Annotated in this window: 15 protein-coding genes; 7 read left to right on the top strand and 8 right to left on the bottom strand. The window is 38.7% G+C overall.

Annotated elements, in window-relative coordinates; genetic code table 11:
• Window positions 1-292: 292 nt before the first annotated feature.
• Together ACTJJG_RS07790 and ACTJJG_RS07785 are read left to right on the top strand one after the other, a co-directional pair.
• The gene (locus ACTJJG_RS07790; protein WP_372552771.1) at window positions 293-1,093 is read left to right on the top strand and encodes a PaaX family transcriptional regulator C-terminal domain-containing protein; all 801 of its coding nucleotides are present in this window, start codon (window positions 293-295) and stop codon (window positions 1,091-1,093) included.
• Window positions 1,094-1,198: 105 nt separating this feature from the next.
• Complete coding sequence (locus tag ACTJJG_RS07785; protein ID WP_017482120.1) at window positions 1,199-2,191, top strand: fatty acid desaturase family protein; 993 nt, start codon at window positions 1,199-1,201, stop codon at window positions 2,189-2,191.
• A gap of 48 nt (window positions 2,192-2,239) precedes the next feature.
• On the opposite strand, the gene ACTJJG_RS07780 is transcribed toward ACTJJG_RS07785, so the two are convergent.
• Complete coding sequence (locus ACTJJG_RS07780; protein ID WP_032056656.1) at window positions 2,240-3,265, bottom strand: AraC family transcriptional regulator; 1,026 nt, start codon at window positions 3,263-3,265, stop codon at window positions 2,240-2,242.
• A gap of 160 nt (window positions 3,266-3,425) precedes the next feature.
• On the opposite strand from ACTJJG_RS07780, the gene ACTJJG_RS07775 reads away from it, so the two are divergent.
• Window positions 3,426-4,124 carry an NAD(P)H-dependent oxidoreductase gene (locus ACTJJG_RS07775; RefSeq protein ID WP_032070544.1) on the top strand — a complete coding sequence of 233 codons (699 nt, stop codon included), beginning with the start codon at window positions 3,426-3,428 and terminating at the stop codon, window positions 4,122-4,124.
• Window positions 4,125-4,721: 597 nt separating this feature from the next.
• Window positions 4,722-6,221, top strand: a complete 1,500-nt coding sequence (locus ACTJJG_RS07770) for an outer membrane protein transport protein (RefSeq protein WP_017400223.1) — start codon at window positions 4,722-4,724, stop codon at window positions 6,219-6,221.
• A gap of 57 nt (window positions 6,222-6,278) precedes the next feature.
• On the opposite strand, the gene thrH is transcribed toward ACTJJG_RS07770, so the two are convergent.
• Window positions 6,279-6,896, bottom strand: a complete 618-nt coding sequence (thrH, locus tag ACTJJG_RS07765) for a bifunctional phosphoserine phosphatase/homoserine phosphotransferase ThrH (protein WP_017400224.1) — start codon at window positions 6,894-6,896, stop codon at window positions 6,279-6,281.
• A 184-nt stretch (window positions 6,897-7,080) separates the two neighbouring features.
• Here thrH and ACTJJG_RS07760 point away from each other — a divergent pair, with 184 nt between their 5' ends.
• Together ACTJJG_RS07760 and ACTJJG_RS07755 are read left to right on the top strand one after the other, a co-directional pair.
• Window positions 7,081-7,815: a phosphoadenylyl-sulfate reductase gene (locus tag ACTJJG_RS07760; protein WP_017400225.1), complete on the top strand. Its 735-nt coding sequence runs from the start codon at window positions 7,081-7,083 to the stop codon at window positions 7,813-7,815.
• Window positions 7,816-7,986: 171 nt separating this feature from the next.
• Window positions 7,987-9,372 carry a WS/DGAT/MGAT family O-acyltransferase gene (locus ACTJJG_RS07755; RefSeq protein ID WP_005064414.1) on the top strand — a complete coding sequence of 462 codons (1,386 nt, stop codon included), beginning with the start codon at window positions 7,987-7,989 and terminating at the stop codon, window positions 9,370-9,372.
• 27 nt (window positions 9,373-9,399) lie between these two features.
• On the opposite strand, the gene ACTJJG_RS07750 is transcribed toward ACTJJG_RS07755, so the two are convergent.
• The 6 genes from ACTJJG_RS07750 to ACTJJG_RS07725 all read right to left on the bottom strand — a co-directional run bounded on the left by ACTJJG_RS07750 (window position 9,400) and on the right by ACTJJG_RS07725 (window position 14,221).
• On the bottom strand, window positions 9,400-9,573 hold the full coding sequence (locus ACTJJG_RS07750) for a PA1571 family protein (RefSeq protein ID WP_002116397.1): 174 nt from the start codon (window positions 9,571-9,573) through the stop codon (window positions 9,400-9,402).
• A 139-nt stretch (window positions 9,574-9,712) separates the two neighbouring features.
• A complete protein-coding gene (gene rng, locus ACTJJG_RS07745; RefSeq protein ID WP_069119193.1) occupies window positions 9,713-11,167 on the bottom strand; it encodes a ribonuclease G in 1,455 nt (484 codons plus the stop codon).
• A gap of 113 nt (window positions 11,168-11,280) precedes the next feature.
• Window positions 11,281-11,841, bottom strand: coding sequence for a Maf-like protein (locus tag ACTJJG_RS07740; RefSeq protein ID WP_025465969.1), 561 nt, complete (start codon window positions 11,839-11,841; stop codon window positions 11,281-11,283).
• Entirely contained in the window at window positions 11,829-12,320 is a 492-nt protein-coding gene (gene mreD / locus ACTJJG_RS07735; RefSeq protein WP_002116279.1) for a rod shape-determining protein MreD, read from the bottom strand. The genes ACTJJG_RS07740 and mreD overlap by 13 nt, the downstream gene beginning before the upstream one ends.
• Window positions 12,307-13,164, bottom strand: coding sequence for a rod shape-determining protein MreC (gene mreC / locus ACTJJG_RS07730; protein ID WP_002116449.1), 858 nt, complete (start codon window positions 13,162-13,164; stop codon window positions 12,307-12,309). Before mreC ends, mreD begins: the two co-directional genes overlap by 14 nt.
• A 16-nt stretch (window positions 13,165-13,180) precedes the next feature.
• Window positions 13,181-14,221, bottom strand: a complete 1,041-nt coding sequence (locus ACTJJG_RS07725) for a rod shape-determining protein (RefSeq protein WP_000601379.1) — start codon at window positions 14,219-14,221, stop codon at window positions 13,181-13,183.
• 133 nt (window positions 14,222-14,354) lie between these two features.
• On the opposite strand from ACTJJG_RS07725, the gene gatC reads away from it, so the two are divergent.
• Window positions 14,355-14,669 (top strand): Asp-tRNA(Asn)/Glu-tRNA(Gln) amidotransferase subunit GatC, encoded by a 315-nt coding sequence (gatC, locus tag ACTJJG_RS07720; protein WP_000107699.1) that lies wholly within the window; start codon window positions 14,355-14,357, stop codon window positions 14,667-14,669.
• Window positions 14,670-14,694 lie beyond the last annotated feature (25 nt).

Here is a 14,694-nt window from a genome sequence, read left to right as displayed (position 1 = left end):
AGTCCCAAATTAGACTTAACACATGTTCAATATCAGATCATTTCTAACGTTTGTGGTTATTGCCCCTAGTTAAAGGCAGTTTATTTAAAGTGCGATAATGTATCACATCATGATGACAAACTTGGGTTAACTATCGTAAAAAGATAAAACTTGGTTAAGAACTGCCAAAGTTTTTCTTGTTATAGACAAAGCTTTTTACCTTTACTTACTCTACAAAATGATCTTAAAAAGTCCTTAAAAAAACATGATATTATTCTGATCAAATGCAACTCATATCAAAAATTCAATCTGAATGAAAAATATCAAAATTAATGCACGCCATCTCATTATCGATTTATTTCTTTCCTCTGCTTACCCTCAGCTCACGATTAGACAAATATTAATTGCCGCTAAACTTTTTAATATGAGTGACAACGGTATTCGTGTGGCTACGACTCGGCTATTAAATGAAGGCATGATAGAAAGTGTAGAACGCGGTATTTATCAACTTTCGCCATCAACCAAAGAATGGGCAAAAGTCATTTTGAATCGTAAAAATGGCATTAAGCAGACTAAAGAATGGCAACAACACTATCTGGCAGTATTTACGGGGACATTAGGTCGTATTGATCGAACCGCTTTAAAAAAGAGAGAACACGCTTTACGTCAATTTGGTTTTAGAGAACTCGAAACTGGAATTTATATACGTCCAGATAATTTAGCGTATAGCTTTGAAAAAACATGTGAAGAGCTCATTTTAGCGGGTCTTGAAAATGAAGCTAAAATTTCTATTATTCAAAAATTTGACGAAAAAACAGTTGCGTTAATTCCTTCCTTGTGGGATACCAAGCAGCTTGAAAAAAACTATGAAATGTATAGTCAAGATATCCAAGAATGGCTTTTGAATTATAAAAATTTATCCTTAAATGAGGCTGCTACCCAAGCTTTATTATTAGGACGTGAAACCATTACCTTACTCATGAATGATCCTCTACTGCCTTCTCCATTTGTTGATGAACATGCCCGCAATCAGTTTGCTCAAAATGTACAACAGCTCGATTCGATTGGACAAAAGCTATGGCAGAAACTTTATGAAAATGAATTAGCCCACTAAAGGGCGATTTATTTTTTTACAAACAAATATTTCACATTTTAAAATTTTATGATTATATTTGTAATATAAGATATGGATACCAAAATCTGATTTGGGAGAATAAAAATGAATGCACAAGTGAGTGTGACCGATCTATTTAGCAGAGAAGAAATACAAGAACTCACACAACCCTCAGATATATACGGTGCTTGGGCTGTTGCAAGCACATGGGCCGTTATTGGCGGAACATTTGCAAGCTTAATCATGATGTGGGATTACTTACCTAGCTGGGGCAAATTACTTGCTTGTATGCTAGCTTTAGCTATATTGGCAGGTCGCCAGTTATGCCTAGCAATTTTGATGCATGATGCATCTCATAAAAGCTTATTCAAAAATAAAAAAATAAATGACTTTGTAGGTGAATGGCTATGCGCCCGTCCAATCTGGAATGATCTACAAAAATATCGCGTACATCATGTTCGTCATCATGCAAAAACCTCTACTCCAGATGACCCTGACCTTTCGTTAGTTTCTGGTTTTCCTGTAAGCAAAAAATCTCTTACTCGTAAATTTTTACGCGACTTAACAGGTATGACAGGATTAAAGTTTAGCTTTGGTCGAGTGTTAATGGATCTCGATTTAATGAAATGGACTGTTGCAAATGATCAAGTCTGGCTAGATCGAAGCAATAAAGATTTCGTTGACTATGCCAAAAGCCTAATAAAAAACAGTAGCGGAGCTATTGCAATCAATGTAGCTCTTTATGGTGTTTTAAAAGCTTTTGGTCAGCAACGGTTTTATTGGTTATGGCCTTTAGCGTATTTGACACCGTTTCCTTTATTTTTAAGAATTCGCTCAATGGCCGAACATGCAGGTATGCAAACGAGTAATACAGCTTTAACCAATACCCGTACTACACGTGCAGGTTGGATTGCTAGAAGTTTTGTAGCGCCTATTCATGTCAATTACCATATGGAACACCATTTAATGGCTTCGGTGCCCTACTTCAAACTGCCGCGTATGCATCGTCTATTGAGAGACCGCGGCCATGTTCCAGTACCACCTAGCTATTTTGAAGTGATTGAATCACTCTCATCTAAGCCAGAACAATCTACTTAATTGACTTAAATCATAAATGAAAAGCCACGAATTTAAATTTGTGGCCCTTTAATTTGAATCCGCCATTTTATGCTGGGTTTGGAAATATTTAGGCGTTACTCCCATCCAGCGCTTAAATGCACGGGTGAAGTGAGAAGTCTCGGCATAACCTAGCATTAAAGCGACTTTTTCGATCGACATGTTATTTTGAGCTAAAAGTTTCTGGGCATGCTCCTTTTTGAGAGAGTCTACCAAGAGGGTAAAACTAGTATCATCAAGAGCTAAATAGCGTTGCAAAGTTCGCTCTGACATATTCATGATATGAGCCACTTGCCCAACTTTTAATGTCTCAATCTCCCCATTCAAAAGCAATTTTTCGGCAACTTGTTTGACTTGTCCTTTCCAACCACTTTTTAAGTTTAATTTCTCTATATCCCGCTTACATTGCGCATTTAATAACGGCGCTAGCATTGGGTCTGCCGTTAATACAGATTGTGCTAAATACTCTTTTGGAAATATCCAACGATTACCCTTTTGGTTAAATAAACAAGTCACAGCCAGTTGATGACTGATTTGGTCAAAACCTATCGGCTCTGGCATTTGTAATTCAACTTTTCCCAAATGAGAAAGCCCTGTTAATTTTTTCGCAATTTGAACAAAACCGAGTAACAAAAAAATGTTGGCATTTGGGCTCAGTTGAAATGCACTGACAGGCTGATGAATTGACCAACATGCATCATTATTTTCTTGTTTTAATTCCGGTTTAAAAACCTTACAACGTGAAGCAATGAATTGTTCAAGTATTTTCAATGCTTCTCCTAAATTTGGAGAAACTATGGCAGCCATTCCGACTGAACCATAACATGAAGCCGTCATACTTAAAGCTAAATAACCTGCTAGTGCTGGCTCTTTGCATAACTCGATTGCCCGTTCAATAAACTGATTTAAGATATTGAATTCAACATACCAGTAAGGCTTTTCTAATTGGTCTAAAGTTATTCCACTACCATTTAAAAGCTGCTCACCAGAGACACCCCACCGCTTAACAGTCTCAACGATTAAATTAATATAAGTTCCGGGTAATTCTGGATTCATAAACAACCCATATGAGCAAAATAAAATGGCGTAAAATGGTAAAAACTGTCAGTTCATGAACTATGCCATGCTTTTAAATTGATGCATAGTTATTCAAAACAAAATCCGCTGAATTGCACCAGACAGCAAAATTTCTGAAAAAGAATACAGGTCCTCCCCTATGAACATTCTAATTGTCCATGCTCATCCAGAACCACAGTCTTTTACCACTGCTCTAAAAAGTACAGCTAAGCAAACATTAGAAAAATTTGGGCACAGCGTAGAAGTTTCAGATTTATATGCGATGCAATTTAACCCTATTGCATCCAAAGCGGATTTCTTAGAGCTTAATCAGCCTGAGTATTTTAACTATGCACTTGAACAAAGAAATGCCAGCAAAAATCAGCTTCTAGCTCCAGATATTCAAGCTGAAATTGAAAAGGTAAAAAAAGCTGATCTCGTCATTTTAAATTTCCCACTTTATTGGACATCTGTTCCAGCAATTTTAAAGGGCTGGATTGATCGTGTGTTTGTCTCTGGACTTTTTTATGGGGGCAAGCGTTTTTACAACCATGGCGGCATGGCAGGTAAAAAAGCGATGTTGTGTTTAACACTCGGTGGTAGAACACACATGTTTGGAGAAAACTCAATTCACGGACCAATCGAAAATTATTTATCGCCGATTCAACGTGGTACTTTGGCATATGCTGGTTTTGAAGTCCTACCTCCATTCATTGCTTACCATGTACCGTATATTAGCCAAGAAGCACGACAAACCCTTCTTGAAGACTATGTAATCTACCTTACTCATCTGGACCAGCTCGAGTCATTAAAATTTCCCAAACTTGAGCAATTTGATGAAAAGTTATACCCACTCTAATGCTGTGTTTTAGCTCTAAAAATAGAATAGCCGAATTTAGATCATTATTTTCGGTTTTTTATTACACATAACTTTCAAATATAGAATCCAAATTCGCTCAAAAAATAGATCAAATGGTAAAAAAATTAAGGTAAACTTTTTCATAAAATGAATAATATAAAATTTAATCAATAATATACAGATGTAGAGAAACTGGACTTATCAACTAAAAATGACAACTAATACTCATTTCATAATCACTTAATTCATATTTTTACAAAAAAATCTTTGACCATTTTTCTTGAATTTGTGACAAAAATGTCATAAAAACAAAGGTCACCACTAATAGATAAAAATATAAATATCAATTAATTAAATTAATTTAACAATACAAATATTCCTTCATATTTCATCCATTATTGACTCTATTTGTATAAAAAGTGAGTACTCCTCAGTTCATATAACAGATTTACTCTTATTGTAATTATGCTATTTTTGTTACATGGAGTTATCAAAGCTTCTATTACTTGTAATTTGGAGCTTTGAAGGCAACACAGTTTAAACGGTTTAACTCTGTTACTTTTAAAAAAATGTCTTGAAGTTCAAGGAAAGATTAAAATGAAATTAAAACATCTGAGCACTGCAATGATTTTAGCAACGCTGCCTGCAACTGGGGTTTTTGCAGCAGCATTGGATCGCTCTGGACAATCAATGTCTGCATTTTTGCAGCCTGGTAACTACTTTGAAGCTGGTATTTCTGTTTTAGACCCAGATGTATCGGGTAAAGAAGCAGGATCAAGCGCAACACGCCGTGATATTAGCGATATGGGTGAGGATTATTTTTTCCCAAATGCAGCTTTAAAACTACAACTTAACGATAAATTCTCATTTGGTTTACTGTACGATCAGCCATTTGGTGCAGATGCAGAATATTCTGGGAAAAATGTATTTGTATCAGATTCTTCTAACACAATTTTAGCGCAAGACAGACTAGATGTAATTCGTGCCAATACTATTGATACAACATTTAACGGATTAACTAGCGATCAGCGTGTCGGTGCTGTTCTGCAAGCCCAGGGAGTTGATTTAAGCTCTGATGCTGGGAAAGCACAATTTGCTGCTACTTTAAGTGCGTATAATAATAATGCAGCTACTAAAGCTGCTATCGATACAGCTGTAAAACAAAGCGTCACAGAAAGAGTAGATGCTGGAATAAATAACATTAATGGTTTACTCGGCAAAGGTGGCACTAAAGTTGAAGTTGATACTCAAAACCTTGCTATGGTTTTTGGTTTCCAACCAAATAAAAATTGGAACCTCTATGCAGGTGGTGTGTATCAAACAATTAAAGGAAATATTAGCCTTCGTGGACAAGCTTATAGTATCTACAATGGCTATGATGCAGATATCAAAGAAACTGGCGGTGTGGGTTGGCTAGCAGGTTTTGCTTATCAAATTCCTGAAATTGCACTTAAAGCTTCTTTAACTTATCGTTCAGAAGTTGACCATGACGTCAATATTCGTGAAAATTTGCCTACACTTCCCGCTCTTTCATTATTAGGGCAAGCTGCAGCGGCCGATGCAATTAAAAATAGCTCAGCAGATACCACAATTACTACACCTCAATCTGTTAACTTTGATTTCCAAACAGGTATCATGGCTGACACAGTTGCGTTTGCAAACATTCGTTGGGTGAACTGGAAAGATTTCTCTGTTCAACCATACAAATTTGGACAGCTATCAAAAGTTGTAGGGCCTATTGTCAACCGCCCAAATGGTTTCGATTTAGTGAGCTATACAGATGACCAATGGACAGTAACCACAGGTGTTGGTCGCAAACTTACCGACAAGTGGGCGGGTAACGTTTCTGTAGGTTGGGACTCTGGTGCGGGTGACCCAATCACAACTTTAGGTCCAACTGAAGGTTACTGGAACGTAGGTTTAGGTCTTCAATATAGCCCTACTCCACAAACGTTTATTGCTGGTGGTGTAAAATACTTTTGGTTAGGTGATGCTAAAGCTCAAACTGGTGCGCAAGCGGGCGGTGATGAATATGTTGCAGAGTTCTCTGACAATAATGCAATCGCTTATGGTTTAAAACTTGGTTATAAATTCTAAGTTTAAAAACCATAAATAATAAAAAAGGCGCTTAAAGCGCCTTTTTTATTATTTATATTAAGCTGGGATATTACGCTGTGAAACTGAACGGATTGCTTCTTTTAATGCATCATAGCCGTGAATAGCTGGGAACTGTGGAAACTCAGCAATCACATTTGCAGGTGCATCAAACAAGAAACCATGGTCCGCTTCACCCAGCATGGTTGTATCATTATACGAGTCACCCGCTGCGATTACTCGGAAATTTAAACCATGTAGAGCTTTAACAGACTCACGTTTTTGATCGGGTTGACGTAGTTTATAAGCGGTAATCATACCTTCTTCATCTGTCTCTAACTTATGACAGAAAATTGTTGGCCACCCTAATTGCTTCATTAAAGGATGCGCAAATTCATAGAAGGTATCTGACAAAATCACAAGTTGAAAATGGGTACTCACCCATTCAACAAACTCTTTTGCACCTGGTAATGGCCCCATCTCAGCAATGACTTCTTGAATATCGTTTAAGCCTAAACCGTGTTGTTTTAAAATATTAAGACGCTGAGTCATTAAAACATCATAATCCGGAATATCACGAGTTGTTGCTTCGAGTTCTTTAATCCCTGTTTTTTTAGCGAAATTGATCCAAATTTCAGGAACTAAAACCCCTTCAAGATCTAGGCATACGATTTCCATGAATGCTTCCAACGTTGGTTAAAAATTGCTGTATCATACCATTAAGATTTTCAGTTTTGCGTTGTTATTGATCAAATCAATTTTATTCATAAGGATCGAAATTAAAGTGCTAAGCACTTTATCAACTATCCTTTAGAATATTTTTCATAACTCAATGCGCCCAAGCCTTTTGCCAGGAACACACATGACCGTTATTCCGACTATTGATATCGTAGATGCTCTTGCTGCTGAATATGCAACCAAAAGCCCTCGAGAAATTTTAGAACTTGCCTTAAGCCAACAAGGTGAAATTGCAATTTCATTTTCGGGTGCAGAAGATGTTGTGTTAATTGATATTGCTTCACGCTTAGGCAAACCTTTCCGTGTATTTAGTCTCGACACGGGTCGCCTGCATGCCGAAACTTATCAATTTATTGAAACTGTCCGTAAACACTACAATATCAATATCGAAGTTTGTTTCCCTGAATCTGAAGCTGTTCAAAACATGGTAAACGAAAAAGGTTTATTCAGCTTTTTTACAGATGGGCATCAAGAATGTTGCGGTATTCGAAAAGTTCAGCCTTTGCGTAAAAAACTTGCGACTTTAGATGGCTGGATTACGGGTCAACGTAAAGATCAAAGTCCTGGTACGCGTACAGAGATTCCTGTAGTACAAGCTGATGCAGGTTTCTCTGGCCCAGGTAAGCAACTCATTAAATATAACCCTCTAGCGAACTGGACAAGTGCTGAGGTATGGAGCTACATCCGTATGATGGAAATTCCATATAACCCTCTTCATGAGCGTGGTTTTGTTTCTATTGGATGTGAACCATGTACGCGACCTGTATTACCTAATCAACATGAGCGTGAAGGACGCTGGTGGTGGGAAGAAGCCACTCAAAAAGAGTGTGGATTACATGCAGGTAATATGAAAAAGTAATTGGATATCAAAAAACCACTGGCAAATCAGTGGTTTTTTTTATGTCATGTTCCGTACACAAAGTCATATTTTCTCTACTCTAAACGCTATATACTTAATTTTACGGTTCTATAATTCTAATAAGAGCTCATATAAGGGCTTCTTAGAAAAATGCATGAGGCACAATGATTTATGCGTCCATTACACCCAATTGATTTCATTTTTCTGTCACTTGAAAAAAGACAGCAACCCATGCATGTCGGTGGATTATTTTTATTTGAAATTCCTGAAAATGCACCAGAAACCTTTGTACATGATTTAGTAGAAGATATTAAACGCTCAAAGAGCATTCCTATTCCGCCCTTCAATAACCGTTTAAGTGGTCTATTTTGGGATGAAGATGAAGAATTCGATATCGATCATCATTTTCGCCATATTGCTTTGCCTCATCCTGGCCGTATTCGTGAACTACTAGTTTATATTTCACAGCAGCATAGTTCACTAATTGATCGTGCAAAGCCACTTTGGACTTGTGACATTATTGAAGGAATCGAAGGCAATCGTTTTGCCATGTATTTTAAAATCCATCATGCAATGGTAGATGGTGTTGCTGGTATGCGTTTGATCGAGAAATCTCTATCAAAAACACCAGAAGAAAAACATGTTGTTCCTTTATGGTGTGTTGAAAGTAAAAGAGCTAAGCGTCTAAAAGTACCAACTCCAAGTACTAGTAAAATTAAAAGTATTTTAGGCGGTATTAAGTCTCAACTCGACATAGCTCCAAAAGTCATGCACGAGCTATCTCAAACAATATTCAAGGAAATGGGTAAAAATCCTGATTATGTTTCTACTTTTCAGGCACCAGTTTCTATTTTGAACCAAAGAGTCAGTGCTTCACGTCGTTTTGCGGCCCAATCATTTGAATTAAGCCGCCTTAGAAAAATTTCAAAAGCATTAGGCGTAACGATTAATGATGTTGTCCTAGCTGTATGTTCAGGCGCTTTACGTGAATATTTGATTAGCCAAAACAGCTTACCTAAAAAGCCACTTATTGCCATGGTTCCAGCTTCATTACGTACAGATGATTCTGACATGAGTAACCGAATTACTATGATTTTGGCAAATTTAGGGACGCATAAAGATCAACCGTTAGAGCGTCTAGAAATCATTCGCCGTAGCATGCAGAATTCAAAGCAACGCTTTAGCCGCATGACTGCGAATGAAATTTTAAACTATAGTGCGGTTGTTTATGGCCCGGCAGGATTAAACATCATGTCAGGAATGCTTCCTAAGCGTCAGGCGTTCAATTTAGTGATTTCCAATGTACCAGGACCACGTGAGCCGCTTTATTGGAATGGCGCGAAATTAGATGCGCTCTACCCTGCTTCGATTGTCATGGATGGACAAGCTCTAAACATTACCATGACCAGTTATTTAGATAAGCTTGAAGTTGGATTAACAGCTTGTCGAAATGCTTTGCCAAAAATGCAAAACCTTTTGACTCATTTAGAGGATGAGATTCAACGTTTTGAAGAAATTATTGCAGAGAAACAACTGAAACATCATTCAGCAAGTTAGAAAATTAAGGGGCTTTGAATTGGCCCCTTATTTTTTGATTGTGCGGCACTGGTTAAGCAACTGATGACATACTGAACGAATCATTGCAGTTGTGATTGGGACTTCTTTACCTTGGTCATTCAACATATAGCAGCTATTTACTGGCGTGCTTTCTAAAACATGTTTAAGACCGTTGCTAATTAAGTTTTCACTTACATTCATGGGTTATACCTCTTATTGTTTGCTAAGACGTTTAATAGGGAGAACGTCTAGGGCTACTGTATGTAAGTAGTATTTAAAATTCATGAATGAAAGTAAAATTTCAGTTGTAACAAGGATTAAGCGATATCTTGTTACAACTTTAACTTAAAATGATATCGTATTGCTCTTGCGTATATAAATTTTCGACCTGAAATTTAATAACACGGTTAATAAAATGCTCTAAATCGGCTACTGCTGGTGCTTCTGCTGTTAATAATCGGTCAATCACAGAAGGATGGGCAACAACAGTAAAGCCACTCGTTGACTCAAATGCGCGGGTATAACGTAATATCTCACGAAATATTTCGTAACACACTGTCTCCGCTGTTTTGACAAAACCACGCCCTTGGCATGTTGGACATGATTCACATAACAAGTGTTCTAATGATTCACGAGTTCGTTTACGCGTCATTTCGACCAGACCAAGTTCTGACACTTGAGTAATTTTAGTCTTCGCGTGATCTCGCTCAAGCATTTTCTCAAACTGACGCATCACCTCTTCACGGTGGGTGGCTTCTTGCATGTCAATAAAATCAATAATGAGAATCCCCCCCAAATTACGCAATCTAAGTTGACGCGCGATAACTTGAGTCGCCTCCATATTGGTTTTAAAAACCGTGTCTTCAAGACTACGACCACCTACATATGAACCTGTATTAACGTCAATCGTTGTCATGGCTTCAGTCTGGTCGATCATCAGATAACCGCCCGACTTCAAAGCTACGCGAGTTTGTAAGGCTTTTTGAATATCTTCTTCAACATTATAAAGATCAAATAGTGGTCGCTCGCCCGGATAATGAATGAGACGACTCTTCATATTCGGGACAAATTCATTTACAAACTCAAGCAGTTTTGCATGAATCTCTCGCGAATCTACATAAATCTTTGCAGTTTCTTCGCTTGCTAAGTCGCGAATAATACGTTGAGGTAATGGAAGTTCTTCAAAAATTAAAGAAGGAACAGCAACGTCGGTCTGTTTACGCTGAATGTACTCCCACAATTTGCTCAGATAGCACATGTCCTGTGCAATTTCTGCCTCATCCACACCTTCTGCAGCCGTACGGACAATCACGCTACCGGGTAAATTATGCTCAGATTGAATACCTTCAATAATATTACGCAGTCGATCTCGCTCTTCTTCAGACTCAATACGTTGCGAAACACCAATATGGTTGCCATACGGCATTAAAACTAAATAGCGAGAAGGGATTGAAAGATCTGTACTTAGACGTGCGCCTTTTGTGCCCAACATATCTTTCATTACTTGGACAGTAAGGGTTTGCCCAGGATGTAATAGCTCAAAGACATTCGGGGTAGGCTGTGAACGAGGCCAAACCATATCATTGATATGTAAAAAGGCTGTTCGAGACAAACCAATATCAACAAAGGCAGCTTGCATGCCCGGAAGCACTCGTACAACTTTACCCTTGTAGATATTGCCGACTAGACCGCGTTTAACTGTACGCTCGACATACAGTTCATTAACAGTTCCATTTTCGATTAATGCCACCCGACACTCCATAGGCGTGACATTAATAAGTAGTTCTTCTGACATACATAAACTCAAAGCATTATAAAATTTTTATTAAAGAGTCAGAGAAGCTGTTAACTTTAACGTTGTCTAGTGTTCATCGACAATGCTATTCAATGAAGAATGATAACAACCCCTTATGTCTTTACTCTTTTGAATAACTGTGCAAATTCGTATAAAGGAAGTCCTACCACATTACTATAACTTCCTTGAATTTGGGGAATATATTGCGAGGCAATTCCTTGAATTGCATATCCACCCGCTTTTCCAACAGGCTCACCCGTGGTCCAATAATCTTCCATATCCTGTGTAGTCAGGCGCTGAAACTCAACTTGTGTTTGCACCACCTGACTTAACATTTGTTGTTGAGTCGCAACGCATAATCCAGAAAACACATCATGCCAACGTCCAGACAATTGTTTCCAGATTTCAAAGGCATGATTTTTCGATTCAGGCTTACCAATAATTTGACCATCAAGTCCCAGACTTGTATCGGCAGCAATAACAATTGCTTCTGGAAAAAGCTTCAATACAGTTTGAGCTTTTTCTCTAGCCAACCGTTCAACATAATGATGAACCAGCTCATTTTCATGAACAGACTCATCAATGTCAGGACTATAGATTTCAAAATCTAAGCCTAACTGTTGCAACAGCTCCTTCCGACGAGGAGAGCTAGATGCTAAAACTATATGCGCCATTTTGCCAAACAATAATAGACGACTGGCCACGTGATGATACTTGTCATCAAAGGTTGCCAATGTCTAGCAATCGAAAAATGAATTCCACCCATCGTCTGTGTTACCCACATAAATGCTAAATGGGCAATAATGACCAGCGTTGCTATCGTCCATAAATTAACAAAAGTTAAAATACGGCGTTCCCGAATTAAAAAACGGGTAAGAAAAGTCACAATTACAAAACTTAAGGCATTGAGCCCTAAAGGCGCATCAAGCAGTAAGTCTGTAAAAATCCCCATCCCAAATGCAAACCAGACCCCACACCATGTTGGCTGACATACTACCCAAAATAGCATAATCATTAACATGAATAGTGGCCGCCATCCTGAAATATCATAAGATAGCGGATAAACCATGAGTACAGAACCCACAATAACGGAGAGAATAATTCCCCATAATGGGTCTTTACGCTTTTCTCGTTTAAGTTTAGCGATCGGCATATGGCTGCTCCTTCGCTAATGATTCAGAGAAAAGTACAACTACATGATGGCCTGTTGCCAATTGTGCTGATGGTGTTACATCAATTTCAGCAAACTCACCTGAATTATGGCGTTTTATTTTAGCAACTGTACCCACTGCGTAACCTGCTGGGAAATGTTCACCCAAGCCTGAGCTAAACACTTTATCACCCACCTGAATATTCGCACTGGTCGGGACATATTCCATTTTTAAACGGCCCAAATCGCCTGTACCAGAAACAATCGCCCGCATTCCTGTACGTTCAAGACGTACCGACAGTGAATGTTCTTTATCTGATAACAACATCACACGTGAGCTATGAGGATATACATTAATAATCTGCCCCATAATTCCCTTATCATCCAGAACCGTTTGACCGACCTTTAGATGGTCCGTAGAGCCTCGGTTAATAATGATGATATGACGTAATGGATCTGCATCTGTCCCAATCACTTCGGCAATTTCCATACGACCATCAATAATTAATGGTGTATCAAGAAGTCCTCGTAAACGGGTATTTTCAGCTGACAGTTCAGAAAGTTTCTGTAAGCGGACTTGAGCTTGTAAAAGCTCAGCCTGCATCGCGGTATTTTCACGACGCAGTTGTGCTTCAGATTTTGTTTGTTGATTCAGCCATTCTCTCGACAGTACCGGATAACTAGCCAATGCATAAATTGGGTTATATGCAGCGTACAAGACATCCCTTGCTGGCTGAATTACATAAGGCATGCGCCAATCAAAGAACAGCACAACCAAACATGTAATGACCGCAATAATGAACGAGCGGAAAGATGGCGGCTGTCTTGAAAAAATATTCGGTTGCACCGCCTAATCCTTAAACTTAACCGACGAAAAGCATGTCATGGTTCGGGTTGTCGAAGAATTCTAATACTTTACCACCACCACGGGTTACGCAAGTAAGAGGATCTTCAGCAACAACAACTGGTAAACCAGTTTCTTGAGCCAATAACTTGTCAAGGTTACGAAGTAGCGCACCACCACCTGTCAACACAATACCGCGCTCAGCAATATCAGAAGAAAGTTCAGGAGGAGTTTGCTCAAGAGCAGATTTCACAGCGCTTACAATGCTTTGTAACGGATCAGAAATGGCTTGAGTAATTTCGTCAGAAGTTACGGTAATTGCACGAGGCACACCTTCTGCAAGGTTACGGCCACGTACTTCGATTTCTAATGTTGTACCATCAGAAACAGCCATGCCTACTTCTTTTTTAATAATTTCAGCAGTGGTTTCACCAATCACACAACCGTGAGCTTTACGAACATAATTGATGATTTGCTCATCAAAAACATCGCCGCCGATGCGTAAAGAGTCAGCATAGACACAACCTTGCAATGAAATAATTGCAATTTCTGTTGTACCGCCACCAACATCCACAACCATAGAACCACATGCTTGTTCAACTGGCATACCTGCGCCAATTGCTGCTGCCATAGGCTCTTCAATCAAACGAACATCACGGGCACCAGCATTAAATACTGCTTCGCGAATCGCACGACGCTCGACCAAAGTTGATTTACATGGTACACATACAACTACACGAGGTGCAGGTGGGAACAAACGTTTTTCGTGAACTTTACCAATAAACTGATTCAACATGGTTTCAGTCACTTCAAAATCCGCAATTACACCGTCTTTCATTGGACGAATTGCAGAAATATTCGCAGGCGTACGGCCAAGCATTTGCTTAGCATCTAGACCTACAGCAGCAACAATTTTTTGTGAACCACTGTGACGAATTGCCACAACTGTTGGTTCATTTAATATAATGCCGCGGCCTGGTGCATAAATAAGTGTATTTGCTGTACCTAAATCAATGGCTAGATCCGGCGAAAACAAGCCAATTAGTCGTTTTAGAATCACGGTTCGTTCTCAGTTAAACTTTCATGTGGATGCAAGGTGGCAACTTTAAACTAAATGTGATGATTTGAACAAGTCAATCGCTTATTATAACGCACGATATTTTGAAAATTTTTAATACTGATTAGGTGATGTTATGTCTACATCGGATGCACAGCATTCAGCAGATTTAAATGCACAAACAGTTTCAGCAATCGCCAATCTTGCTCGATTGTCGCTCAATGATACGCAATCTGCTGAATATGCTCAAAGTCTAAATAAAATTTTAGGCATGATGGAAACCTTAAAAGGCATTGATACGGAAGGCGTAGAACCTTTGAAAAGCCCTTTTGACAATCCTCAACCTTTACGTGCTGATGTGGTAACTGAAAGCAATCATCGAGATGAATACCAAGCAGTTGCGCCTGCAACTCAAGATGGTTTGTATCTTGTTCCTCGCGTGATTGAATAACTTTTACTCAATTAACCCATCTTCC

Source organism: Acinetobacter sp. 22512, assembly GCF_052044755.1.
In the GTDB taxonomy this organism is placed as follows: Bacteria; Pseudomonadota; Gammaproteobacteria; order Pseudomonadales; family Moraxellaceae; genus Acinetobacter; species Acinetobacter pittii.
The sequence above is the reverse complement of the archived record's forward strand: the minus strand, read 5'-3'. Positions and strand labels throughout refer to the sequence as shown.

What these genes read in the sequence shown, in the direction of transcription:
- ACTJJG_RS07790 (WP_372552771.1), top strand. Translation starts at nt 293, where the DNA reads ATGAAAAATATCAAAATTAATGCACGCCATCTCATTATCGATTTATTT.
- ACTJJG_RS07785 (WP_017482120.1), top strand. Translation starts at nt 1,199, where the DNA reads ATGAATGCACAAGTGAGTGTGACCGATCTATTTAGCAGAGAAGAAATA.
- ACTJJG_RS07780 (WP_032056656.1), bottom strand. Translation starts at nt 3,265, where the DNA reads ATGAATCCAGAATTACCCGGAACTTATATTAATTTAATCGTTGAGACT.
- ACTJJG_RS07775 (WP_032070544.1), top strand. Translation starts at nt 3,426, where the DNA reads ATGAACATTCTAATTGTCCATGCTCATCCAGAACCACAGTCTTTTACC.
- ACTJJG_RS07770 (WP_017400223.1), top strand. Translation starts at nt 4,722, where the DNA reads ATGAAATTAAAACATCTGAGCACTGCAATGATTTTAGCAACGCTGCCT.
- thrH (WP_017400224.1), bottom strand. Translation starts at nt 6,896, where the DNA reads ATGGAAATCGTATGCCTAGATCTTGAAGGGGTTTTAGTTCCTGAAATT.
- ACTJJG_RS07760 (WP_017400225.1), top strand. Translation starts at nt 7,081, where the DNA reads ATGACCGTTATTCCGACTATTGATATCGTAGATGCTCTTGCTGCTGAA.
- ACTJJG_RS07755 (WP_005064414.1), top strand. Translation starts at nt 7,987, where the DNA reads ATGCGTCCATTACACCCAATTGATTTCATTTTTCTGTCACTTGAAAAA.
- ACTJJG_RS07750 (WP_002116397.1), bottom strand. Translation starts at nt 9,573, where the DNA reads ATGAATGTAAGTGAAAACTTAATTAGCAACGGTCTTAAACATGTTTTA.
- rng (WP_069119193.1), bottom strand. Translation starts at nt 11,167, where the DNA reads ATGTCAGAAGAACTACTTATTAATGTCACGCCTATGGAGTGTCGGGTG.
- ACTJJG_RS07740 (WP_025465969.1), bottom strand. Translation starts at nt 11,841, where the DNA reads ATGGCGCATATAGTTTTAGCATCTAGCTCTCCTCGTCGGAAGGAGCTG.
- mreD (WP_002116279.1), bottom strand. Translation starts at nt 12,320, where the DNA reads ATGCCGATCGCTAAACTTAAACGAGAAAAGCGTAAAGACCCATTATGG.
- gatC (WP_000107699.1), top strand. Translation starts at nt 14,355, where the DNA reads ATGTCTACATCGGATGCACAGCATTCAGCAGATTTAAATGCACAAACA.